Source organism: Candidatus Neomarinimicrobiota bacterium (genome assembly GCA_021734025.1).
In the GTDB taxonomy this organism is placed as follows: Bacteria; Fidelibacterota; JAANXI01; order JAANXI01; family JAANXI01; genus JAANXI01.
In genome coordinates this window covers 504,071-530,181 of record JAIPJS010000001.1, presented here as the reverse complement: position 1 = coordinate 530,181, position 26,111 = coordinate 504,071, and the positions used below count along the sequence as shown (strand labels likewise).

Genomic DNA, 26,111 nt, shown 5'->3' with positions numbered 1-26,111 from the left:
GCACAGATAATTTCCTGCTTTGCAGCATCGAGGACTACCCTCCGTTGGGAATTTTAATCAATTTCTGAATCAACGAACGGTCTCCCGGCGGAAAAAGCTTTCCGGCGGTCCCAGATAGCTTTTCTTCAATCCCCCGGTATCGATAACGATTTTCTGCAGGACCACTCCCGGATCAATCATCCAGAACTTCAGCACGTGGTAACCGGATTTCCCGATATTCAGATTGGTTTCACGGATATTAATATTATTGGCCACCCAGACATTCCAGAGGCTGTCGTAGTTTAAATCTGCATAATACGGGTTCGGGTTCATGTTGATCACCTGGGGCTCTTCGTCATCAATTGAGACGGCGTATCGCAGCCCCTCATTATGGTATTTCAGGGTTGGCGAAGTGAATACTTTCACGCTAACCTCCCCTTCACTGAAGAAATAAATCCGATATGCAAGATGCGGGTTATCCCCTTCGGGAGACTGGGGAGAAGCTGTCACCGGAAAGGGAGTAACCGCCGACAGCGTTCTGCCCAGGTTTGGCACTACTGTCCACTGCACCGGTGCTTTCTCAACAGAATTCGTCCGGTGCGGAGCTTCGATTGAGACATACCCGTTTGTTTCCACAAATCCCTCGATCTTCTCGCGCTCAGGTTCTCTGGGGTTCACAATCTTTGTACCAACTTCAATAGTCTTTCCGGTACCTTCAATAGTTAGCGGTACCTCATGTAATCCGGCAGGTGCGATATCCCAGCTCACGTCAACGCGAACACGTTGTTGTTTTTTCACCGTGGCAGTTTTCGGGGAAACGCTGATCCACGGTTTTCCGGGTTTAATGGAAAATTCGAACGGGGATTTCCCCCGATTGAAGATCTCAACATACCGGGAATTCCGGTTGTACTTATCAATCGTCGGCAATGTTGCCTGTTTGTCGCTGCGTGGCCACCAGTTGTCCGAACCTTCGATGGCAACCCCCATATCAGCCGGTTTTGGCAGCGATATGGTTTCAATCTCCGGCATATTATTCTGTTCAGGCTGCTGCCAGTATGTATAGCCGATATGCGTTTGATCCATCATGTGGGACCATTTTCCGTCATTCAATTCCTTATTATAGTACTTTGTAATATCGGCGTCCTGGTTAAACAGCGCTTTCACACGATCCGCGAGGCTATCCGTCAGAGCCCTTCCCTGACTGGCATAGAGCCGGTTAAGTCCTGCCGTGATATACAGTTCATTTAAATTTGCACAAGCGATGACCGGATGCAGCACCAACTGGTAAAATGCCGCTTTGTATTCTTCCGGCATTTCATTATAGATTTCATTGGCTCGATTCGCCAACCGGTTGTAGTCGGCAACCACGGTTTCCGCTTCACGGTAATGAACTAAACTATAGGTCTCAGGTGACAATAGTTCCGGAGTTCTTCTCGAGTTATACTTTGTATATTTAGCCAAAATATCGGCAATATCGTCCGCGTACTTCGCTCCGAATTGATTCGTCGCCCAATTTCGGTAGTAAACCGGGAGATCCTTTGCATCGTATTTCTCCGGATTCCAGGCATAATCAAGGAAGAAACTAATTGGGAATTCCATAGGTTTAATATCGCCGACATTCACGATCCAAATCCGCTTTACACCATGCTCATATGTCAGGTGCATCTGTTCCCACACCCGTTCAATCTGGTTGGTATTGAGCCATTTATAATTCCGTGGCCCGCCAACATAGTCAAAATGGTAGTACATACCGTATCCGCCTTCGCGGGGTTCGGCATCCGCCTCCGGAAGTCTGCGCACATTGCCCCAGTTGTCGTCCGCGAACAGAAGCGTCACATCGTCAGGAACGCGCATTCCATCGTCGTAATACTTTTGAACCTCCTTGTACAGCGCCCAGACTTGTGGAATTTCGGTGATATCTTCCCCGGTGACCTCCCGGATGATTTCCCGCTGATCGCTGACAATCCGTTTCAATAAGGCGATATTGGCATCTTCGCTCATGGGTTCATCGCCATCTCCACGCATGCCAAGGGTAACGATACTTTCATAATCGTTCATCCGTTCTATCCCTTTGCGCCAATACTCCCGGAGGGTGCTGTCATTTTTCTGGTAATTCCACGGCCCTTCACCGAATCGGTCCCATTCCTTCCAGGCCCGCATCATCGGTTCATGGTGGGATGTACCCATTACAATGCCATATTCATCGGCAAGTTTTGGGTTCAGTGTGTCATCCACATTAAATGCGTTGCCCCACATTGCCGGCCAGAGATAATTTCCCCGTAACCGCAGTATCAGCTCAAATACCTTCTCATAAAATTGATGGTTGAAGCCGCCGAATTTTTCATGTGCCCAGCCGGATAGCGCCGGAGCCTCATCATTAATAAAAATGCCACGATATTTTACCTTCGGCGGGCCGATTTTATACGACCCGGGAAGTACATAGAGGGCGGCGTGTTTTTTTACCGGGACATCGGCCCAGTAATACCACGGTGAAACGCCGATATTTTTTGCAAGATCATAGATCCCATAGATAGTGCCACGCTTATCGCTCCCGGCAATAACCAACGCAGAGTTTACGCCGGGAAATGGCTTCTCGATGGTTTGAATAAGAAATGTTTCCCACTGGTTCCGGATATCAGTGACATTCAGTTTTCCCTCATCGATTAGTCGATCGATAAGTCCGCTTTTTCCTATTGTTCCAATGATGACTGCAGTTTGGGCGGATGGTGCATTTTCACGGGATAATTGCGGCCGGAATCCGGACACCTTTTCTATATCATTCTGAAGGTCCTCTCCGGCACGAACGACTCCGGCATATTCCGTGGAGCTCATTATGATTGAAGCTGATTTTCCCTCCGCTACCAGTGGAAACGCACCGTCGGCTTCTTGAAATACAACATAGGATTGGGCGGTCTCAGAGGTCCCGTTCATTTCCTGAGAATAGATCGTCCCTGACACCAATAAAATGCAAATTGCCAACAGGAGCATTTGGTATAACGCTGTTGTCAAATAAGTTGAAAGCGCCTGTCTGCTGAATTCTGTGTGGGAAAACATATAGGAACTCATAGCCACTCCGTCTATTTCAAAGTTGTTTATTCTTTGGAGCATCAGGGTGCTGTTCCATTTAATACTCCTCCTGCTAAATTTTGGTAGGTGAAATAATTGTCAGAGCAGGAAATTCTTTTGAAGGTGTTCTATTTATAAACTCGAAAATTTCCGCTTACCTGTAGCAGTCCAAGCATATAAAGCATGCCGTCGTAATACCGGTAATGTCCCTCAGGGACAGGGATTTCCCACAATTGCTTAACAAACTCCTTTCGATAGTCATGCGTCGAAGCCAGAGCCGCAACAGCGTTCATTGCCACTAAACCTGTGCTATGATCCTGATCCGTAGCACTCAGAGGTTCCCCATCCAGAGTAAATTGGTTTCCGTAGTTTTCTATGCCCTGATCATAGAAAAATTTCAACAATTTATTGCACTCCCGGATGTGCCATTCCCCGGGTGCAAACCAGACATGATCCATGGCAACGTTCATCGCGACCCGCCACGCATCGAACCGAAAATTTTCCGCACCATTATTCCATCCCTCGAACGGAGTACCGTCAAAATGGGAATAATCGGGGGATAAACCGGTTTTCGGGTGAGCGGCTTTCTTTAATAAACTCCGGCTCGCCTTGACACCATCAGCCCAGAACTGATTATTATCGTTATCAAGACGAGCCCAGAGTTCATAAAAGTGCGGCACCTGATACGAAGGATCAGTAAAATCATCTGCATGCCCTACCGGGACGAATACAATTAAATATTCCCTTTTATTAAACATATTGGTTACGACATGAGGACTGTCAGATGAGTCGGTCTTGGAGAGCATGGCATCCAGAATGTACTGTGCTTCAGCATTATAGTTTAAGATACCGCTTCCATCTCCCCACCGGCCCGAGGCAAGTAGCAGTGCAGTTACAAACCAAGCTTCACCGTCTGCAGCTGAATTCGAATCGATAACAGAGCCATCGGTATTACAATGCCAGGAAAAATATCCATCCCGCTGTCCCTCTGAATGCTGCATATATGTCTTTGTCCATTTCCATAACCGGTTGAACTCCTCCTTTTTATCCATCTGGACTGCAATCATCATCCCGTAAGACATGCCCTCAGTCCGGACATCATTATTATTGATATCCTTGATATAGGCCATGTCTTTGCCCACAGGATAATAGACCCGCTGACTTTCGTCATCTCCATAAAACAGCTGATCGAAGGCGGAGTTGATCTTTGCTTCGACCTCCGAGGGGGTCCTTCCCAGCAATTCAGTGAAAAGATTCGGATACGAGCCGGTATAAAATGCTGCCTTTTCAGGCGACATTTCCGGAGATGTCGTGTTCGTCTGTGAATACGCAAACGTATTGAAAAGTATGAGGACAATTGCTGCGGCAGAAGTGAATAGTTTTTTCATTGTAAGGAGCATTATTTTTCCGAGTACCAATGCACACCCAAGTTTACAGTTTCTACTTTATCACTTTGGAGAATTTCGGTTATTTATCCCGCAATATATTTCGAGATCATTTTAGACAACGGGATCCGCTGCCGCGTCATCACCCCGTCTTCCCTCCAAATCCTCCTCAATCTCGATCATCATGTCATTAGTGAGTGGATAGAAGAGCATCAATGAACCGCCGAGGATTCCGATAATGGCCGGATATGCGCTCATCAGTAACACGATTCCGTGTAAGGTATCCGGAGTTTGGGCTACATTTGGAACAAATCCGTAAAATCCCAGCACCCACCCGACTATTGAGCCACCCAGTGTGAGCCCGAGCTTTAATGCAAATAGCGACGCGGCCATAATCAGACCAGTTGCCCGTCGTCCCATTTTCCACTCGCCATAGTCTGCCGTATCCGTATACATAGCCCACTGCAGCACAGAAACCGAACCAAAAAAGAACGACACCAGTATGTTTAACAGGTAAATTAAAATCACGTTGTGCGGTTGCAGAAAATAGAAAAAGGCGGAGAAAACTGCGCTTGTAATAAGAAATCCTGAATAGGTATTCTTTTTATCCAGCCGCTTGGAAAACCACATAGTCAAAAGTGCACCGATCAAGGTGGAAACCGTGCCGATCGTGATAAATGACGATGTGAACATATTGACTGAGAGGTTAATATTATAGCCGAATATTCCCAGCTGCTGTTCCTGGACAAAATACCTGAAATAGTATGCAGTGGAGGACCCGCGCATCACTATATATGTCAGTTGAAACACCGTGGCGCCGGCAATGAGTAACCACGGTTTATTTTTAAACAAATCTTTTAAATCCTGCCTGATGTCGGACTGCTGGCCTTTCGGAGGTAGTACCCGCTCTTTTGTGGAAAAGAACGTAATAAAAAGTAAGATGGCCGCAATTACTCCGAAACATCCCATGGCCCAGGGCCACCCGACCTGGGGGTTTCCCTGACCAAAGAATTCCACAAGCGTCAGTGTCGCTGCTCCCACAATAAACTGGCCGACAAATGCGGCAACAAACCGATAGGTTGAAACTTCTGTCCGCTCCAGGGAGTTGGGAGAGATAACACCCATCAGCGCCGAATACGGTACATTGACAGCCGTGTAGAACATCAAGATTAAAGCGTAGGTCACGTAGGCATATATCAGCTTACCGGTTTCGCCAAAGTCCGGGGTTGAAAATGTTATTACTCCGACGATAGCCAATGGCACAGCAAATAATGCAATATAGGGGCGGAATTTTCCCCAGCGAGTCCGCGTTCTATCAGCAATCATTCCCATGAGCGGATCGTTGACAGCATCCCAGATCCGGGTGACGAGAAACATAGTCCCCATAGCCGCAGCCGGCAGTCCGAACACATCTGTGTAAAAGATTGGGAGAAAGACTATAAACGTCTGGAAATACAGGTTGGCAGCGGTATCCCCAAAACTGAATCCGATTTTTTCGCCTATTGATAACCTTCGCGGTGTGCCTTCCACGTTCTACCTCAGCTCTATTATCTTAATGGTTATAAATTGGAGAGAAAGAAAGGATTTCTCACTCTTCATCCTGCTATACAATGCCCGGTGAAATTCAGACCACATGCAATACGGTTTTCTGCAGGTCCTTATCTCTGGAAGATGCTCCAACCATTATCTCAAACTCGCCGGGTTCAACAGTATACGTTTTATTAATATCAGTAAAGGCAAGATGCTCCGGCCGGATTTCCAGGGCCACAGTCCGGGATTCCCCGGAATCCAGGTGAATTTTCCGAAATCCCCGGAGTTCTTTCACCGGCCTGGTTACGGAACTTACCAAATCCCTGATATACAATTGTATCACCTGTTTTCCGGCATATGGTCCGGTATTCTGTATATCGACGAAAACCTGAGTTGATTCAGTCGATTTTATAGTTTCACTTCCGAGGCGAACGTTGCTCAATTGAAACGTCGTATAACTTAACCCGTAGCCGAATGGATAGAGCGGGCTTATGTCATCGAAAAGATATCCGCGTCGGGCTGAAGGTTTGTGGTTATAGTACGCCGGGAGGTGTCCCACTGATCTTGGAATGCTAATCGGAAGTTTACCGGAGGGGTTGTAATCCCCAAATAGAACATCGGCAACAGCATGCCCTGTTTCTTGCCCCAGGTACCAGCATTCAAGGATTGCAGGAACGTTATTGTGAATATACTCAATGGAATTCGGTCTGCCGTTAATCAGGACCACGATAACGGGCTTCCCCGTTTGCTTCACGGCCCGGACAAGATCATTTTGTCTTCCAAATAACTCCAGTGTTGCCCGGTCGCCCAAATGATCTTTACTCCATGCTTCCCGGGATATCTGCTCGTTATCACCCAAGACAAGTACGACGACATCAGACTGCTCCGCCGTTTCCACCGCCTCCTTAATCAGCCTTTCGTCCTCTTCCGGATCGGGAAGTGTCACTTCGTCTTCGTCCCATGAACCGCCTACAGTAATTTTGCAGCCTTCACTGGAGACAACGTGAATGTTTTTGTCTCCTTTCGGATCCTTCCCCTGCAATTTATCCGTTATCCCCTGGAGCACTGTGGTGTAATATTTCGGTTCACCGCTGTATCCACCCAATAACTGTCGATCTGCATTAGGGCCAATCACCGCAAGGGTAGAGTCAGGTTCCATATCCAATGGTAAAAGATTTTCATCGTTCTTTAAGAGTGTAATCGTTTCTCTGGCGGCTTGCAGGGCTATTGGTCTGTCAGATTCAAGTTGTGCATCAATGTTCAAATTGTCCGGATCCGTGTATGGCTCATCAAACAGCCCGAGTTTAAATTTGTATTCCAGAAGCGGTGCAACCAGCTCATCAATAACGCTCTCATCCAAATCACCCGTTTCCACAAGTTCAGCAAGCTCCGGATAACAATCCGGTTCGGGAAATTCTAAGTTTACTCCTGCATTCGCTGCAAGGAGCGCCGCATTTTTCTTATCTCTGGCGACAAAGTGGGCGTTGGTATTCTCCTTTTCATTCAATTCTGTAATCGCGTAATAATCCGAAACGACAAATCCCTGAAATTCCCATTCATCGCGTAGCACCTGCTTTAAGAGCCACGGATTTGCGTGGGAAGGTACGCCATCAATTTCGTTATAGGAAGCCATCACAGATGCCGGCCCCGCCTCGCGTATAACCCGTTCAAACGGATATAGAAATACATCACGCAGCATTCGTTCGGATATATTTACCGGTCCACAATTGGCGCCGTTGTCGGGTTCCCCGTGTGCGGCAAAGTGCTTTAAGGTAGCTATAAGCCCGGGAAACCGTTGAAGTTCTCCATCATATGTTGAGCCATCAGATTTCTGCAGTCCCCGTACGGCGGCAATTCCCAACTGAGCGATGAGATAGGGATCCTCTCCAAACGTCTCCTCAACCCGGCCCCATCGGGGATCACGTGCTACATCCAGAACGGGTGTCAAGGCCTGGTGGGCTCCTCGTGATCTAACGCTATCCGAAATAGCGGAGAATATTTCACGTACCAACTCAGGATTAAAAGTCGCTGCTAACCCAATCGGTTGCGGATAACTGGTTGCCTCTTTTCCTGCGAGCCCATGGAGGCATTCTTCATGGAAAATTACCGGAATACCCAGGCGGGTTTGCTCGACAAAAAATTGCTGGATTTCATTTGATATCTCTACCATTCTTTGCGCACTCAACCCACCGCTACTGTCACTGAGGCGACCGATCTGCCCAATACCCCCAACGAACCGTTGTTTCAAATCAGTGAGATCAAAATTCCCATCTTCATCAAATATAAGAGTTTCTTTTTCCTGCCAAATACAGAGCATTTGATTGATCTTTTCTTCAAGAGTCATTTGACTCAAAAGGCTCTCTACCCGATCGCTAATGGATTGCTCCGGATTTTTATAGTCGGCAATCTGGTCGAATTTAATTGAATCACTGCTGTGTGCAATTTCTTCAGTCATTGTATTTCCGGTGTTTAAACTAGTTATTTCAGAACAATTTTCTCAGGTCCAAAAAACATGCAGATATCCTGTACTATTCGCCTCCTTTTCAGTTTATCATCCGTATAAGACGGCCTTTCGATAAGACTCTTTTACGTACCCGCAAATATTTCTAATTTCTTTCAACATAGAATCCTTCAACATTATTTTTCTTCTACAATTGATCAAAAAAGGCGAATATCATAACAGTTCAATCCAAATTGAACCGTTTTAATATACGAAACTTTCCATTCAATTGTCAATCTGAATAACAGCCAAATTTAGTAGTTATTTCAGGAGTTATTGGCTTTCTTCGCTTAATGTCGGATAAGCTCCCGGGGTTGGCGAAGCAGATTGATATTCCAACAGGCTTTTTACCGCATCCGGCAGTTCCGTACCGGAATATTCTCCGGGAAATCCCTGAAGTAGCTGGTAGTTCCCTAATTCGCTTCCTTTAAATAAGGGCCCGGCGTAATCGTCATACAGCTGATTATTAGTGCTGAACTCAGAATATATTTCCTGAAATTCTTCCAATGACTGGAACGCGGCCTGACACTCCTGATTATCAACCGGACTCCAAAGTATTACCGGGGCATCAATTTTACTGTCATCTTTGACATAGATATTGTGATTCATTTTATTTAATGGAGATTTCGAAAGCCTGTCACACATGAAGGAAGGCTGCCAGGTAAACAATAGCGGCCTATTGAAATCTTTGCCCGTCAGTAAATTATTCACAAATATGTGGCCGTCCCGCTCTTCGACCCCTGGCCCGGTGGCCGGATGCCATCCGAAATGATCCCCTTCCGCACTGCGGTTATCTCGACCGATACACACCATACTATTTACAAAAGTATTCTGATAGATTTTGGCATCAGAGCTGTTCAGGATCATTACCCCGTGGTCACAATCGACAAACACATTGCCCGCCACGGTCACACCCTTGGAAATCTCAAAAAAGAACCCGTTATCGCTGGGCCACAGTCGATCGGTAGCGACAGGCTTATTAGTATTCCCAACGCCCTGGACCCAGTTATTGATGAATACGCCGTCTACATTCCCGACGTCATACCAAATTCCATTAGAATACGGATGGTCGATCACGAGATTATCTCTGCACGTAACCCGATGTGACTGGTTGAATATTTTCACGGCAGCCGGGTAATATCCGGTAATGCGTTCAATATTATTGCGAGTGAAAATATTCTTCTCGAGTAGCACATCATTCGATGCCAGGATATAGATTCCTTCGGTGCTGGTATCGCTCACCTTGCAATGCCGGATAGTTAACGAATCTCCTCTGAAATATCCCGCGACCCGCGAACAATATGAAATGGTGAGATGCTCCAGAGTCGTTCCGACGACATCCTTTCCAAACTCCGACTCATCGGCAGGACCCTGGGGCTCGGTCCCTTCAATCTCAAAGGCCCGGTAAGCGTACTGGGAAAAAGTGATCCCACGGATAACCGGTCCACGATGGTCTGGTTTTTTTCCGTGCACCTTCTCCGTCGTTCTCCTGAGCGCTAGATTATATGCAGTTATTTCAATTTGATGCTCAGCAGGATCGACACCGATATATACTTCCTTGGTCTCATAATCAATGAAGTATGTATTTTCATCAACATTGCCGGCCCAGCCAACTGACTGTAAAAATTCCCCGTCCGCGAAGACCATATCGTTATTAAACCGGTGCAGCGGGGTTTTCCGCAATTCACGGTGTCGGCGCCACCAGCCTTGAGGGGCGGACGGAAACAGCCGGTCCCAGGATGTGACCCAGAGACCGTCACCGAGGTCTTCCCATTCTTCGGCCACATGGGTACCCTTGAATAAAGGCTGTTCATTTGCGTACGGCTGCATGGTAATGCCCTGGTTGAGCACCAAATCGCCAGTTCGGTAGATACCACCCCGCAAAACGATAGCATCGCCGGTTTTGACACGCTCGATGGCTGATTCTATCGTTGTCGGCTTCTCCAGGATTTTTCCATTTACTCCGGCATCTCCATCCGGTGCGACATAATAGATCGTGCCCTCAACATCAGGCTTATCATAAGTCTTTTGAATCGGACCGTAAGGCCCACCTGACGGAGCAGCCTCAAGAGATACCACACCTAAGACAACAATCAGTGCAAGAAAAATGGCGCCTGGTACTATATTGTATATCCGGGTGGTTTCTTTGAATTGCATTATCGCTCTCCTTCTTCTAATTACATTCGACTCTGACTATTCCCCGGTAAATTTCATTTCACTACTATACACTTTTTTGTCAATGTAATATTGTCCGATTTCAGCTGATATAAATATATTCCCGAGGCGAACTCGCCCGCATTCAATGTGACAAGATACTCCCCAGGATCTTTCACTCCGTCAACCAATTCTCTTACTACTTCACCACGCAGGTTATACACGGTCAGAGTTACACGGCTTTTCTTCGGTATCGAATAGGCTATTTCAGTTGTCGGATTAAACGGGTTCGGATAATTCTGGTCCATAGAAAATTGCCCGGGGATACCGTCATTTGCGGTAGGCTCCTCCACCGAGACAGGAATAACCCCAGACGTAAACTCAAAATTGTTCAACCAGAAAAGTTCCTCCTCTGCCGCCGAACCTCTGAATTTCAGATATAGGTCGTGTCTGCCGGAGACAGTATCGACTTCAGTCCTGAACGTATCCGAAACCTGAGGACCTTCGGGCTCCGGAATACCGCATTCCGCGATTTTCCGGCCAGTATCAATAGAGTCAAGCCACACTTCTACGACTCCGCCGCCCGTTGCAACCGTGGCTGATATATACAGGGAATCCGGCGCCCGGTGATAATCGGTACCAAACTCCGGATATACCGAGCTTCCAAATTCCACACCCGCATACATGGCCCAGTCCCCGGAATGAATATATCTCAAAACGTTCCCATCCCGCGCAACACCAGTTTTGTTTGCGGGATATTCGGCTTCGACAGGTGAATAGGCATCCCGATAAATATAGAGGTCGAAAACGGCTTCCTCTCTTCCGCGAACATACAATCCCTGCTGGTTCCCGGTGAAATCATTGAATTGCGTCTGCTCCCTGTCTAACTCAACCGCATTTATCGGTTCTCCGATTTGCGTCCACTGGTCACCTCCTGCACTATAATAACCGGAAATTGTGTGACCATGTCGGATCAATCGCAACCATACAACTGAACCGATCGTGTTTTCAACTTCATAGACTGTCGAATTAAAACTGAACCCCAGGACTGGCCCCGTACTATCAAGAGAGGTGTACACTTTTGCTTTGAGGTTTTCAGGCCCGTTAATAATCCGGAGACCGGCATTTTCCGAACTAGTATTCGGCTCAAAGTCCACCCTGGTTATCAAGGAATAATTATGCTCGCCGTCATTTTTTACTACAGTGGTCTCCCCCCGGTACGGAGTTAAAGTCAGCCATCCCGGCCTGTCAGTCAACGACCAGGAATTATCGGGCGTATATCCCAGAAAGGACCACTCCGGATTCAACGTAGTAGTTCTGAACATATCTGATTTGGGCACCATCCAGGGAATCCCGCTACTAGGCAGATCGGGGGTTGACACGGCCTTGCTCGACGGGAAATCAATATTAGGATCGCCGTTCACATCATACTGAAGCTGGCTCAGGAGTCCCTGACGCCCATGTGCCATCCAGTCGCTGCCAATACCCTGATAATATGCGTGCGATATCACCCAGCTGGTCCCGTCATCCAACATGACTGCCGGCGAAATATGGTTCGGCCTGTTAAATTCATCCGGTGTTCCAGAAAATATATCGGATCCACGCTGCAGGATTTTCCAATCGGATTCATCCTGTGATAAGGTATCGCTACGCATAGCGTACTGGGCGCCGGCCAGATGCTGCGCGAAACTATAGTAATAATACCCATTGTACTTCCACATAACCGGACCTTCAGCCCAGCCATAGGGATTCCCTTCAGAGTCCGGATTCAGCCAGGTTAAATCCAGGACTTTGCCCGTGGGTTGACCTTCGTCATTCAGTTCAACGATATGATTATTCTCACGGCCGTGTTTCACCAACAAATACCAGGTATTATAATCGTCATCGATAAAGATCGAATTATCAACCCCTAGTCCCGAGAGTTCTTGAGGTACTTGAACACGGGTGGGGCTACTCCAGGGACCTTCCGGCTGCTCTGCTGTGACGAAATACATACTACCACCTCCGCGGCCGAAGAAATGCCAGTATTGGTCGTTATACCGAATCAGATGCCCACCCCAGATGCCGCCGCCCGGCTCGTCACCATATTCGCTCCATGACGCCGAAACCGGCTGCGAAATTACCTCCCAGTGCACCAGATCAGTCGAATGGTATATTTTAGGGGTGGGATTAAACGAAGAGCCCGAAGTATAAAAATGATTCCAGACTTTCGTCAGCGTGGGATCCGGGTGATCACCCGGGATAACCGGATTGACGAAGGTGTCAAAAGAGGGGGATCGCGGAAAGGCGTTTGGCAGGAAGACTGCCATCATAATCACTGCAAGTATGATCTCTGTTTTTCGCATAGATGAAACTCCCCGATGTAGTTATCCTGCTTATGTGATAGCTTCAGAACCCGCAACAATATGGAAGTTCCTCTGCATTAATTTTTCATCTGGAAACAACAGTCGTGATACTCATCGGTGGTAATGTTGCCGTGAAATTTCCGTCTGTAACCTGGATTGGGGTGCGTTCTTCGACATTTTGTGTCTTTGTTGTTGTATACGGGATCACACTATTAATCACCCCGCCATTAAACTCGAATTGCTGATCGACTGCTTGCTCCCCATTGTTAATCGCAACTATCACAGCGGTGTCACCCTTGTACGCAGACACAGAGACATATTTAGTGGGATGTTCTGTCACGTCCACTCTATGGTAGCCGGGACGGATAAACCTACTAAATTGTGACATCACGTAACCCTTTTTCGTGATTGCCCCTTTTCTAAGATATGTTCCATCGCCAATTGGTCCATAATACCGCACTATGTACCACCAAACATATGCACTCATATTTGCATTCATACTTTTCAAGATGCTTTCGGCAGTCTGCATGGCACCAGTCCACCCTGTGTCAACGCTAACGTTGGTTGGGGGATTACCGCTGTTTATCAAATATTCAGTCATCCATACTTCTTTTTCCTTTTGTTCAGCGAGTGGATAAGATTCCAAGCCTCCTCCGTAGATATGTCCGCAGATTATATCTGTATTCGCAGAGGCTTGGGAATCGTTTAAAATGGGATCGGAATAGGATCGATCGAAATGGTACGATTCCGGAGCCATAACGTTCGTACCCGTGATAGCATGGGCATGGTCTCTCATGAACGTGAACATTTCACCCGAAGTCCATTGCGTCCATTCTCCAATATCCGGTTCATTTTGAACTGAAATCCCATAAACAGGTACGTCATTATCAGCCATATAAGCGACAAAAGAATCCAGATGGGCTGCATATGCATCATACATATCATACCGGACCCTGTAGTCACCCTCTTCATTAAATGTTTCCCGCATTTCAACCGGGGCATGCCAGGGAGAAGCAATGATAGTGGCGCCCATTTTATGAGCCGTCTTTGCCGCGGCAATACTTCGGCTCCAATTATCACTGTTTGATTCAACCATAAGCCGTAAAATCGTAAATCCGAGCTGCCCCTCTCCGATACCGAATGCAGTTTCAACTTCACCCGAAGTCATATCGGGACGCCATGCAAGTATATTTGATCCTCCGAACCCCCGGATAAGTTGATGAGTGCTGTCCAACTGGACAACTGCCGGTTTCACAATGATTTTTTCGTCCACGGTAAAATCAATGGTGGTATCATTCCTGACGGATATTCCGGTGAACTCTGTCGTTTCAATCCTGGGATAAGATCGGTCCGTGCTTTCTATGCGGACGTTATAATCTGATGCGCGGATTCCCGATACCGGTTTTTCGAAGCCGGAGAGATGAGAATCAATGCCTGGAGTAAATAAGACGTCCGGACTTCGGAATCCGGTTCCCATCACCATTTTTTTCACCTGTGTTTCATGACCAGCCTGTAATCGATAAAAGTACACTCCTGCCGGAACGCTTCGGCCGAATTTATTGAGTCCGTCCCACATTACGCTGTATGCTCCCCTGGATCTTTCGCCCAGAGAAATACTCCGGACTTCCCTTCCGAGCAGGTCATAGATAGTCAACCGTACCTCAGCGGAGTTCTTTAATTGGTACGGTATGGATGTAGTCGATGTAAACGGATTAGGGTAATTTTGCGCCAACTCAAAGCTAGTCGGCTGAGTATCTTCGCGATCGATTGATGTAGGAATCTGCAATGAATATTGGCCCGACCTGTCGGTGGTGGCAGAATGCTGAATCGTGGTATCACTCAAGTCGATAAATGTCACCAGGGCATTCCGGGCCGCGTCCGCAGGGGTGGTGACTGTTCCGTTGACATCCAGGGATTGTGCCAGCAACAGGAGCACCGGGGCAAATAATATAGCCCAAAAAATCATTGGCCGGAGGATAACACATGATGATTTATACGGTTTAAAAACACTCATAGCATTCCATTAATTAATTGAACTACTCAGGATAATACCCAGGTAATTCACCATTTAAATAAATCAATCCGCTCACAGAATTCATTGCATTGAAATTCACAATTGGATTCCAAAAGAAGTTTTGGCTAAAAGCCCTTCAAATTTCCTCAAAACTCCTGCTACAATTATTCTACGAACACAGTAACCCGGGACTTTTTCAATCCCGGCGATTCTATCGTCACTGTCACTTCCCCAGCATTCACTGACCCCGAGCGCACGATTGCAAGTACCCGCCCGTTGAATGCGTGACGCTCATGTGAGGGGAACGGCGTCATGTTGGTTGGGTCTCCATTATCGGTAGCGACTATTTCTCCCGGTCCTTCAATGGAGAAGGTGATTTTGTTATCTGCCGTAGGTACGGTTAAGCCGTTGCTGTCCGCCACTGTCACTTCGATGAAAGACAGGTCCCTGCCATCGGCTTTAATCACCGAGCGGTCGGCTGCGGCCACAAGGTGAGAAGGCTCCCCTGTTGTAATCACAACATCCTCAGCCCACTGTTTTCCATCCTTGTATGCAACCACCCGCAGTTCACCTGGTTGATATTTCACATCATCCCAGCGAAGACGGTATTGGTACTCATCCTTCGACTCGCGTCCGAGTGATCTGTCATTCAGGAACAATTCTGCCTCATCTCCTGACGTAAAAACGTGCACTGGCGTGACCTCCCCAATCCGATCCGGCCAGTTCCAATGCGGCAGGATGTGCGCCATTTTGTGATCCGGGCGCCAGCGGGATTGATACAGGTAGAACCTGTCTTTTTTAAATCCGGCCAGATCGATGATGCCAAAATATGAGCTGCGGGCACCGTAATATGGCGTTGGTTCGCCCAGGTAATCCCAGCCAGCCCATACGAACCCGCCTGCTACGTAGGGATGCTGTTCCAAGGATCGAAAAACCTTGTCTGCCGATGACCCAAACTCAGCGGTATACAATTCATACGCGCTGACATACTGGTTTTCCGGATCACCACCGGTGCTGTCGCTTACCGGAGCGCTAATTCCGTCGTAGACCGGGAATATATATGTTCCACGGGAACTGAGTGCGGCGGCATTTTCGCTGCTGATAATTACCTTCTCCGGATACGTCTGGTGAAATGATGGATAAAGCGGCTCCGTATTAATGCCTTCCAGATGATCGTACGCCGGTGCATTCCGGATTCCCTCTCCCTGATAATTCAGGCTGATAATCTCAACAGGATCGGGGAATCCCATTGGTGGTTTGGCAAAGTTCATAGACGTGGTGGTCGGACGGGTTGGGTCTTCCCCCTTTACGATATTATTCAGGCTGTCGGCCAATTTTGCGCCCTCCCTGTCTGTGTACTGCTCACCCACCTCGTTACCGGTACTCCACATGATGACCGATGGGTGGTTTCGGTCGCGACGTACAAGGGCACGCAAGTCCTGCTCGTGCCAGTCCGGGAAGATGAGGTGGAAATCCAGAGGTGTTTTCTTCCGTTTCCAGACGTCAAAGGTTTCATCTATGACAAGAAAGCCCATTCGGTCGGTCAACTCTAAAAATTCCGGAGCAGGCGGATTATGGGCCGTACGGATGGCATTTACGCCCATCTCCCTGAATTTTTCGAGCTGCCGCTCGGCCGCTCGTTTGTTGAAAGCCGCTCCCAATGCACCGAGATCATGATGTTTATTCACCCCCTTGATGTAAATATGTTCGCCATTGACAAACAGACCTTTGTTTGGATCGAATTTCAGCGACCGGATACCGAACTTTGTCTCATACCGGTCAACTATTTTATCTTTTTGTTTAAGGGTGGTAACCGCTACGTACATACGGGGCGTTTGGCTGGGCGGCGGACCCCAAAGATTTGGATCTTCAATAGTAACAGACCCGTTAATTTGACCATTTCCATTAGCTGATATTTTCGCCTCCATTGGATTCACTGAGGCGACCTGTTTTCTGCTATTCTCATTATTTTTGTCTATAGCAAAGATGTCTGTTAGGGCTACTACTTTGGCTGATCTGCTAGATTCATTATCGATGGTAACTTTTACGCTAATCGTAGCTGAATTTTCGGTAACGTCGGGGGTAGTGACAAATGTTCCCCAGTGCCCTATGTGAACTGGATTGGTTTTCACCAACCAGACATTTCGATACATTCCTCCGCCAGGATACCAGCGCGAGGAGTGGTTCGGATTATCCAGCCTGATAGCCAGTTGATTTACCCTGCCAGGTTTCATGTACGGCGTCAGATCCAGGCGCCAGGACGCATAACCAAATGGCCAGCCGCCTACCAGGCGCCCGTTCAGCCAGACCATGGCGTAGGACATAGCACCGTCGACATCCAGGAAGAACAATTTATTTGCATCAGATGCCGGGATCTCCAGTTTCTTGCGGTACCAAGCCACGCCGGGACTGGGCAAGCGTCCCATACCACCACTGACTTCGGTATCCCAACCCTCCAGAAAAGGTCCATCGATAGCCCAATCATGTGGCAAATCGACCTGTTCCCATGCATTGTCATCAAAATTAAGTTGAACGAACGGAAAATCGCCTCCCGGATTACCTTCCGGGCGCTCATACCGTTTGGCGGGATCAGCGATAAAATCGTTGCCGGTAGGTATAATCCAGGGTTTCAGCACTTTGTTTTTCGAGACTACTCCCTCCGCTTCAGTAGGTTTGGAGTCTGCTGGTTTATCGTCATCGTGCTCTTTAACCTCGGGCCGCACGTCGTATATCAGGCTGTCCGCCATGGCCCGCGAGTCGTATTTAAAAAAACGCCAGCCTTTATTGATCGCAATACGTTCTCGGGGAACGTTCCCGGAGTTTGTCGCGGTAATTTGTGCAAACGGAATGGTTGCCAGGCATAGCAGGATAGTCATTACCTTCCACATATTCGAACCTCTGGCTCGACCCAAGGATTTTAGGAATCCGATGGATTCATACGGATTTTGTACCATTTTAATCCTTTTGATGAGCAGGAATGGCAAAATTGACGGTTTATCTCTGTATTTTCTATGGATCACTTCTCAATGCCTTCCCAGGAATCCGTCCTGAAGGGTGCGGCAGGCAGGCCTTCCTTGTTATACAGATTGGCATCCTTTGGATTATCCGCCCAGGCATACCGCACGGCCACCGGATTTTCCACCTGCTCACTCCAGACGACAACCTGATCTCCTCTGATTTTGGCATCGGCCCAGACGAATTTTTTATCGGGGCCGGCAATCGCAAAGCCATGGAGTGCTTCATCGCCTATAGCCACCAAGCCGCTCCCGGTATGTGTGAAGGACAGAATTATCTTTTGACCCTCTTTCGTCAAAGATTCGTAAATCGGCCCCGAGTACACGATATCATCGTTACCGTAGGCCACCTTTTGCGCAACACGGGCCAGCCGGTCTCCCACATCCTTTTTGTTTAGGGGATGGATATCGTTCCACTCACCGATATCGATCGTTACTGCCATCCCGGTATTCGGCAGCGACAAGGCCTTCATCTGGGATTCCCGGAGCAGGGCCCAGTTACTTTCGGTGGGTTGCGGGTTGGCCTCCATAAAATTCGGGAGCTGAACAAAGAGGAACGGTAATGTTTCCTGGTGCCAGTGCCCGCGCCAATCCCGGATTAATGAGGTGAAGAGCTCCCTGTATTCAACTGGCCTGCTGGTATTCGACTCCCCCTGATACCAGATAACACCCTTGATACGAAAATCCAGAAGAGGAGCAATCATTGCGTTGTATAATCCCACCGGTTTCCAGCGAATAAAAGTCTGGCCCCGCAGCGGTTCCATCCTGGCACCAAGTTTATATTGCCACTCCCCCTTCAAATCTATGGTATCGCCTGCTGCAATAATCTTGTAAGGCTTGTCGACCGCGAACCCGCCTCGACCGCGGTTGTTAATGACCCTGAGCACAATCACATTTGTACCTTCTTTCAGAACGCCAGCAGGAATTGCGTATCGTCGCGGCGGATATTGATAACTTGTAGTCCCGACGAATTCCCCGTTTACAAAAGTCGAATCCGCATCGATAATTCTTCCGAGTTTTAAACGGGCCGGATTATTGGCCATGGACGCCGGGACCTCCACTTCCTTTCGAAACCAAACAACACCATTCACTGATCCCAGACTTTCGTTCGCCCAGTAACCCGGTATCGACATGGTTGACCAATTCGTGGGGTGAAACTCGGAGCTATACCACGGTCCTGTCGGGTTTTTGTAGCCCCTATCTTTTTCGCGTAATACTTGATACCATTGATCGATCCGTTTCTGATCTTCCCTGCGTATTCTCTGTATCAGCGTACTATCCTTGAATCGCTGAGCTTCATTGTAGTATTCCGGAAACTGCTTCAGCCCCTCTTCGCTAATCCATGCCTGGGCCGGCGATCCGCCTAACGCAGAATTGATTAATCCGACCGGTATTTCATATTGTTCATGTATCGCTTTGCCGAAAAAGTAGGATACCGCTGAAAAATTCAGCACCTGATCAGGTGTCGTTTTTTTCCATTTTCCACCAGGAAGATCAGATTGCGGACCGCTGAAATTATAGGTATCCGGTACTTCGAAATACCGAATCTCGGGATATTTTGCAGTGGCTATCTCGTCTTCATAGAGCGGACTCACCCGCTGCATGTTTAGTTCCATATTGGACTGGCCTGAACAGACCCAGATGTCGCCGATTAATATATCCCGAATCTTCAGCCTGTTATCGCCGCTGATTTCCATGGTATACGGTCCACCGGCACGCATTTTTGGTAAAGTAATCTGCCAGCGCCCCTCACTGTCTGCATTGGTGGTATAGGTCGAATCGATAAAATGGAGAGTGACCTCTTCACCCTGTGATGCCCATCCCCAAATATCGACGGCCGTATCTCTCTGCAAAACCATACCGTCACTAATCAGCTTGGGGAGTTGCACCGCTCCATCTGCAACAGAAAGGGACAGAGTGAGAACAGCGATAGTCAGGAAATGGAATTTTAATAAACGCTTCACGATAACACTCTCATTTCTTTTTCAAAAAAAACAGGATCCAGTCTATTCTCTCCGCTGTCCGGAGGGGCTCATTTGATAAACAATCGCAATACGTTTTCACTGGTATTAGTTTTTATTTTAGTAACACCAATTTTTTCATTTGGGTATGTCCCCCGGCCATCATTTTGTAAAAATAAATCCCCGACGGAAGGTCGAAGGCGTGAAAGGTCACTTTATGCTGTCCGGCGGAATACTTCCCGTTGGCTAATTGGGCAACCTGCCTTCCGAGAGAATTATATACCACGAGGGTCACATCTCTATCCTGATTCAGCATAAATTCAATCGTTGTCTCCGGATTAAACGGGTTCGGGTAGTTTTGGGACAGGTGAAATGTCTTAGGAACTTTGGAAGATTCGGTTACCCCGGTTACTCTATCTTCAGAAACAAATGTTGTAACACTCTCTTTGTCAAGAGTGGCGGTGAAACTACCCCCGGATACAGTGATATCTGTTACCTGTTCGGCATTTTTCCTTTCAGAGGTCACATATCGGCTGAAATACGAAGCCGATCCACCATCCAGGGTGAAGGTCTGTTCTTGTGAAGAATCACCAGTATTGATGGCTACGATTACAATTGTGGAATCGGTTGTATAGGCACTCACATATACCTGTGCCCTTGGTTCAACTGAGGCATTCACCCGGATATATCCCGGACGTATAAACCGGGAATATTGTGACATAATATTGCCGCGCTTTGTAATTTCACCTTTTTCCGAATTATCTTCAATATCATCTCCCTGCCAGTCTTCCCCATCGTGGATTGGACCGTAAAACCGGACGATGTACCACCAGATATACGCGTTCATACCCGAGACCATACAATCATGAATTTCTTTCCCGGTACCTAATACGGCGCTCCACGAAATGTCGGTATCCAAGTGCTCGGTCATCCACAATTCTTTCCCCTTTTCCCACGCTAACGGGTACGGATCAAGCCCTCCTCCGTATAAATGGCCGCCAACAATAGATAAGTGGGCGGCAGCAATAGAGTCATTCAGAATCAAATTTGAAATCGTCTTGTTGAAATTATAGGATTCAGGAGCAATTACGGGAACACCGATTGATTCGGCATTCTCTTTCAAAAACCGCGTCATCTCCTCGGCATTCCAGTCGCAAGATTCATAGCTCACTTCAACATCAGGTTCGTTCTGAACCGAAATAGCGTACAACGGCACACCATTGTCAGCCATATAATCGGCGAATGATTTTAAATGTGCTGCATAATCGTCGTAAGAATTTTCACTGAGCCTGCCACCGATCGTGCTATTATTGGATTTCATATGCGCCGGAGGCGACCACGGTGAGGCTATGATTTTTGCTCCCATAGAATGAGCAGCCTGGGCCGTAGCCAGGTTTTGGCTGTATTCATTTTCCTGGAGAGGAATTCTGAGCCGAAGGATTGAAAAGCCTAACTGTCCCTCGGCAGTTCCAAAGGCCTTTTGAATCTCTCCGGATGTCATATCTGGTCGCCACGGAAGTATATTTGCCGCCCCAAATCCACGGATAACCTGTTCCGTGCTGTCCAGATAAATTGTTGCCGGACTACTGGTCCTTGCATCAACCTGTACCGCACATATTAATACTGCGGTAATTGAAAACAAATACGTCCGGATACTTATTCTTAGCCATCTCCCTTGATTTTTCAACTAAAGCCGTCCTTTCCACTACGTCGGCAATCTGTGGTAAAATAATTAGAGTCTCTTATGACTGAAGCACCTTTGGTGAAGTCGTATTTCTATTTTGCATATTCAAGACTTTTGTTCTTTCCCGGAAGATCCTGTGAGCGAATGCGTTCTCAGCCAACGGACTCCATATCGAATCACTTATAGTTCAAATTCTTAAATAAGAAGCCTGTCCTCCCCTAAGATGTAATAGCATCCTAACTTGGTATTTTGAGATTTGGCAATTGGATAAAAACAAAAAATAGCGGGAGTAAAAAAATACCGATGAAGCAATAGAGTAAAAACAATTATGAACCATAGCTCCCAACGCTACCCCATGAGATGAATATACTGGTGACTACGACAATGATTGTCATTGCAGCCCTGAGTTACAGGTAATTTTCATTCTTTGATTCAAACCAACCCCTTACACGATAGTAAATAGCCTGTCCATTAACTGGACAGGCTACTTACTTCGTGATATGTTACCGATTTCTTCCCTACAAGGGAGAGAGCGATAACATGATGAAAGACATTATTTCAGCAGAGTTAGCTTCTTCACACTCTCAAAGTCACCAGCGGTGATCTTATAGAAATAGATACCAGAGGCTAAATGAGAAGCGTTGAAGTTTATTGAATGATACCCTGCATCCATATTGGTATTGACAAGTTTTTCTACCATCTGTCCCCGGATATCATACACCACCAGGCTAACATCGGCCTGCTTCGGTAATGCGAAGTCAATGGTCGTGACCGGGTTGAACGGGTTCGGATAGTTCTGATTTAACGCAAACTCATCGGGAATTGCGTTATCACCAGGATCAATACCAGTCGGAACTTCTATCGGATCCCCAAGGTCTACAAATACATCCCTGATTTCCAGTGCGGTGGTTGTACTATTGTTCGTGGCAAACGCAATGGAATTGAACATATCAGTAGCCAGCGGGTCGTGATCGTCGATAGCTGTGCTCCAGAACTTATAGTTATCATCATCCTTGATCAGCTTGAACCGGAGTTCGCTGGTTCCGTCACTTTGAGGTTGGACGGAGATCTCGAAATTATATGTTCCTGCGCCTGCAACAGCGTCCGCCGGCCATTGCATTTTGCTGCCCAGGACATAATCATTCGAACCGTTTGTGCTCAGCCACGGTCTGTCAACCACGGCACCAAAGGTTCCGGTTTCTCCAATACCCTGCCAGCTGACCAGATCGGCATCGCCGCTCAGCGGAAGAAGCAGGTAACCGGAGCTATAATCCTCAGTACCATTCCAGACATAGCCATGCGCTTCTGTTGAATCCAGGGTACCGGCGCTGTCGCTCTGAAAGAGCCCGAACCGGAAACTGCTCCAGTCTTCAAATCCGCCATCTACGAATGTGACGCTACCCTTGACAATGATTGCTTCCTCCGTTGACGGTTTGACCGGTCCACCAAAACCACCCCGGACCGCTGACCAATTGGTAGCAGCATCACCGGAAATCGTTGTGTTGCCATCAAGTTCTCCAGGAGTCAGAGTCCAGGTTCCACCACCGAACCGATCGCCGATAAAGCCCCAGTCTTCAACGTAAAAGGCTTCAAACGGAGGCTCAGGTACCGTGATTGGGTCACCACGATCAACCTGTACAGCCATCAGGTTGAATGCACTCATGTTTGTTTCAATACCATCACCAACACCAAAAGCAACACCGTTGAACTTCGTGGAGACCTGCGCAGTGTCGATAACTGTTCCGCCGAACCAGTAGAGCGAATCCACATGATACATGAACCAACGGACTTCATTTGTGCCATCGCCCTGCGGCTGCACGGAAAAAGCGAAGTCATAGACGCCCTCGGCAATCTCTGCCCGGCGTGGTGCCTGATTGATTGCGGCAATAGGCCCACCGTTATTACTCCAGGTACTGTTCCAGCCGCCACCACCATTAATCGTCCAGATCGTCCCTGCTCCACCGCCGCCGTTGGCCATGTCGGTCGTTCCAGAGCGTGGTGTCAGTTCGTAGCCGTAATGGAGATTGCCTTCCAGTTCCCACATCGCCGAGTCGGTATATTGATAATTCAACGTACCGCCATCAGGATTGCTAAGAGAATCCGTCTGGAGGGTCAGCGCATACCGTAAAGGAACATAGCTAGCGCCAGGTCCACCATCGACATACTCAAACTGACCATTTACAATAATTGCCTCTTCGGTTGTGGCTTCAACTTCGGTTCCAAAACCGCCACGAATAGTCGCCCAGGTCGGCGGTGGTCCATCGGATCCCATACCGGCATCCCCTACACGCGTGGTTGAGTCATTCAGGATTGGCCAGCCGTCTCCGCGGTTGGTTGCACCCCAGTCAGATACATAAAAGGACTGGAACGGTGCCTCTGGTACGATGATGGGAGCACCACGGTCTACTTGGACGGCCATGACGTTAAATGCGCTCATGTTTGTTTCAATACCGTCACCGACACCAAATGCGATACCGTTAAATTGCGTGGTAACCTGTGCAGTATCAATGACTGTACCACCAAACCAGTAGCTCTCCTTATCCGTATGGAACATATACCAACGGACTTCATTGGTGCCGTCGCCCTGCGGCTGCACGGAAAAGGCGAAGTCATAGACGCCTTCGGCAATCACTGCCCGGCGTGGTGCCTGCTCGATCGCGGCAATTGGCCCACCGTTATTACTCCAGGTACTGTTCCAGCCACCGCCACCATTAATCGTCCAGATCGTTCCTGCTCCACCGGCGCCGTTAGCCATGTCAGTCGTTCCAGAGCGTGGTGTCAGTTCGTAGCCGTAGTGGAGATTGCCTTCCAGTTCCCACTTCGCCGAGTCGGTATATTGATAATTCAACGTGCCACCATCCGGATTACTCAGTGAATCCGTTTGCAGGGTCAATGCATAGCGCAGGGGAACGTAGCTTGTACCTGGGCCTCCATCGACATATTCAAACTGTCCACTTACAATAATGGCTTCCTGGGTGGTTGCCTGGACTTCTGTCCCGAATCCACCACGAATCGTTGCCCAGCTCGGCGGCGGTCCATCGGATCCCATGCCACCATCTCCAACACGGGTGGTGGAATCGTTTAAAATCGGCCAGCCGTCTCCGCGGTTGGTTGCTCCCCAGTCTGATACATAAAAGGAGCTGAACGGTTTTGTTGGAATAGCAATGGGACTTCCAAGTTCGGCTTTGACATCACTGAGGCTAACGCTGTTAAGAGTAGACTCTGAGATACCGTTTCCGCCGTTGATGCCAACGCATATCCCGTTCAGTTTTGTTGTTACTTGCATCGTATCGATTGCGCTACCGGCGAACCAATAGCTGTTGTCCGGTTTCGTCAAGAACCATCTTACCTCATTAGTACCATCACCCTGCGGCTGGATGGAGAAGGCAAAATCGTATACACCGGCAGTCATTTCCGCACGGCGAGGAGCCTGGTCATAGACGCCCATAGTCATGGTACCTCCACTCCAGGTGCTGATCCAGCTGCCACCATTAACTGCCCAAACAGAGCCGTTTCCACCCTGTCCGCTGGTCTGATCGTTCGCACCAACACGTGGTGAAAACATGTAACCGAAGGTCGTATCTTCCCTGCCGGTCCATGCAACAGAGTCTGTGCCTGTATACTGCAATACTCCGGCGCTGTCATGGTGGAACAGTCCGTACCGAAGCGGACTCCAGCTTGTCAGGCCACCGCCAACTAACTCCAGTTTTCCCGTAACTACGATGGCTTCACTCGTAGTCGCCGTCAATGTATCAGAAAAGGCGCCGCGGATCGCAGCCCACTGACCATCCGGCGGGCCACCGTCTCCCATAGTAACTTCGCCGGCTCCAACGCCGCTAATTCCCCAATCGGCATTACCGCCTGATCTGCCACCAAGGAATCCCCAAGTATTGACTTCCGTGTTTCTTAATTCTATATCGTCCAAGTAATAAATAGTGGTATTACCGTCGCCATCAGCACCGGAGGCGTGCATGCCCAGCGCTATGTAAACAGTATCGGTCAGGCTAGAACTATTGGCAATATCGATACGAATGGTTTCCCAGTCCGTGGATGCGCCTTTCGCACGGTAATACGATCCGAGCGCAACGTCCGCCTCACTATTATTAAACACAGCGGACGGCTCGGTATCATACGCTTCAACGTAGATATCCTTCCAGCCGACGTCCCCCTGGGCAAAGAATCCCTTGAATTTTATTTGGGTATAATCAGCCAGAGTTGCACCGGACGGCAGGACAACCTCCATTACCGGAGCGGCATTATAGTTGTGTACGATACATTTGAGCGCGTTGCTTCCAGACGCAACGGTATCATCCACCACCACTGCTTCGAGATCGGTCTCATACCACCCGATCGTGTGGAGGGAATCACCAACGGTGTACTCCTCAAAATTCTCACCCTGTGCCTGGAGTGAACCAGCACTTAAAAACATTACGGAGAAAATGAGGGTAAATAAAACGCTAATCCGTTTCATAGATTTAC

General features: G+C 48.1%; 11 protein-coding genes. All 11 read right to left on the bottom strand.

The window, feature by feature from the left end:
* Positions 1–69: 69 nt before the first annotated feature.
* The 11 genes from K9N57_02080 to K9N57_02030 all read right to left on the bottom strand — a co-directional run bounded on the left by K9N57_02080 (position 70) and on the right by K9N57_02030 (position 26,103).
* A complete protein-coding gene (locus tag K9N57_02080; protein MCF7802956.1) occupies positions 70–2,967 on the bottom strand; it encodes a glycosyl hydrolase 115 family protein in 2,898 nt (965 codons plus the stop codon).
* 206 nt (positions 2,968–3,173) lie between these two features.
* Positions 3,174–4,343, bottom strand: coding sequence for a glycoside hydrolase (locus K9N57_02075; GenBank protein ID MCF7802955.1), 1,170 nt, complete (start codon positions 4,341–4,343; stop codon positions 3,174–3,176).
* Positions 4,344–4,544: 201 nt separating this feature from the next.
* The gene (locus K9N57_02070; GenBank protein MCF7802954.1) at positions 4,545–5,960 is read right to left on the bottom strand and encodes an MFS transporter; all 1,416 of its coding nucleotides are present in this window, start codon (positions 5,958–5,960) and stop codon (positions 4,545–4,547) included.
* Between the two features lie 94 nt (positions 5,961–6,054).
* Positions 6,055–8,415: a glycoside hydrolase family 3 C-terminal domain-containing protein gene (locus tag K9N57_02065; protein MCF7802953.1), complete on the bottom strand. Its 2,361-nt coding sequence runs from the start codon at positions 8,413–8,415 to the stop codon at positions 6,055–6,057.
* Positions 8,416–8,733: 318 nt separating this feature from the next.
* Positions 8,734–10,617 carry a right-handed parallel beta-helix repeat-containing protein gene (locus K9N57_02060; GenBank protein ID MCF7802952.1) on the bottom strand — a complete coding sequence of 628 codons (1,884 nt, stop codon included), beginning with the start codon at positions 10,615–10,617 and terminating at the stop codon, positions 8,734–8,736.
* Positions 10,618–10,670: 53 nt separating this feature from the next.
* Positions 10,671–12,959 carry a family 43 glycosylhydrolase gene (locus K9N57_02055; protein MCF7802951.1) on the bottom strand — a complete coding sequence of 763 codons (2,289 nt, stop codon included), beginning with the start codon at positions 12,957–12,959 and terminating at the stop codon, positions 10,671–10,673.
* 85 nt (positions 12,960–13,044) lie between these two features.
* The gene (locus K9N57_02050) at positions 13,045–14,973 is read right to left on the bottom strand and encodes a T9SS type A sorting domain-containing protein (protein MCF7802950.1); all 1,929 of its coding nucleotides are present in this window, start codon (positions 14,971–14,973) and stop codon (positions 13,045–13,047) included.
* A gap of 164 nt (positions 14,974–15,137) precedes the next feature.
* Complete coding sequence (locus tag K9N57_02045) at positions 15,138–17,861, bottom strand: DUF4982 domain-containing protein (protein MCF7802949.1); 2,724 nt, start codon at positions 17,859–17,861, stop codon at positions 15,138–15,140.
* Between the two features lie 128 nt (positions 17,862–17,989).
* Positions 17,990–19,846: a sialate O-acetylesterase gene (locus tag K9N57_02040; GenBank protein MCF7802948.1), complete on the bottom strand. Its 1,857-nt coding sequence runs from the start codon at positions 19,844–19,846 to the stop codon at positions 17,990–17,992.
* Between the two features lie 217 nt (positions 19,847–20,063).
* A complete protein-coding gene (locus K9N57_02035) occupies positions 20,064–21,590 on the bottom strand; it encodes a T9SS type A sorting domain-containing protein (GenBank protein ID MCF7802947.1) in 1,527 nt (508 codons plus the stop codon).
* A gap of 595 nt (positions 21,591–22,185) precedes the next feature.
* Positions 22,186–26,103, bottom strand: coding sequence for a T9SS type A sorting domain-containing protein (locus K9N57_02030; GenBank protein ID MCF7802946.1), 3,918 nt, complete (start codon positions 26,101–26,103; stop codon positions 22,186–22,188).
* Positions 26,104–26,111: the final 8 nt, after the last annotated feature.

Excerpts from the sequence above, each read along its gene's own strand:
- K9N57_02080 (MCF7802956.1), bottom strand. The coding sequence starts at position 2,967 with ATGCTCCTGTTGGCAATTTGCATTTTATTGGTGTCAGGGACGATCTAT.
- K9N57_02075 (MCF7802955.1), bottom strand. The coding sequence starts at position 4,343 with ATGTCGCCTGAAAAGGCAGCATTTTATACCGGCTCGTATCCGAATCTT.
- K9N57_02065 (MCF7802953.1), bottom strand. The coding sequence starts at position 8,415 with ATGACTGAAGAAATTGCACACAGCAGTGATTCAATTAAATTCGACCAG.
- K9N57_02060 (MCF7802952.1), bottom strand. The coding sequence starts at position 10,617 with ATGCAATTCAAAGAAACCACCCGGATATACAATATAGTACCAGGCGCC.
- K9N57_02055 (MCF7802951.1), bottom strand. The coding sequence starts at position 12,959 with ATGCGAAAAACAGAGATCATACTTGCAGTGATTATGATGGCAGTCTTC.
- K9N57_02050 (MCF7802950.1), bottom strand. The coding sequence starts at position 14,973 with ATGAGTGTTTTTAAACCGTATAAATCATCATGTGTTATCCTCCGGCCA.
- K9N57_02045 (MCF7802949.1), bottom strand. The coding sequence starts at position 17,861 with ATGTGGAAGGTAATGACTATCCTGCTATGCCTGGCAACCATTCCGTTT.
- K9N57_02040 (MCF7802948.1), bottom strand. The coding sequence starts at position 19,846 with ATGGTTTTGCAGAGAGATACGGCCGTCGATATTTGGGGATGGGCATCA.
- K9N57_02030 (MCF7802946.1), bottom strand. The coding sequence starts at position 26,103 with ATGAAACGGATTAGCGTTTTATTTACCCTCATTTTCTCCGTAATGTTT.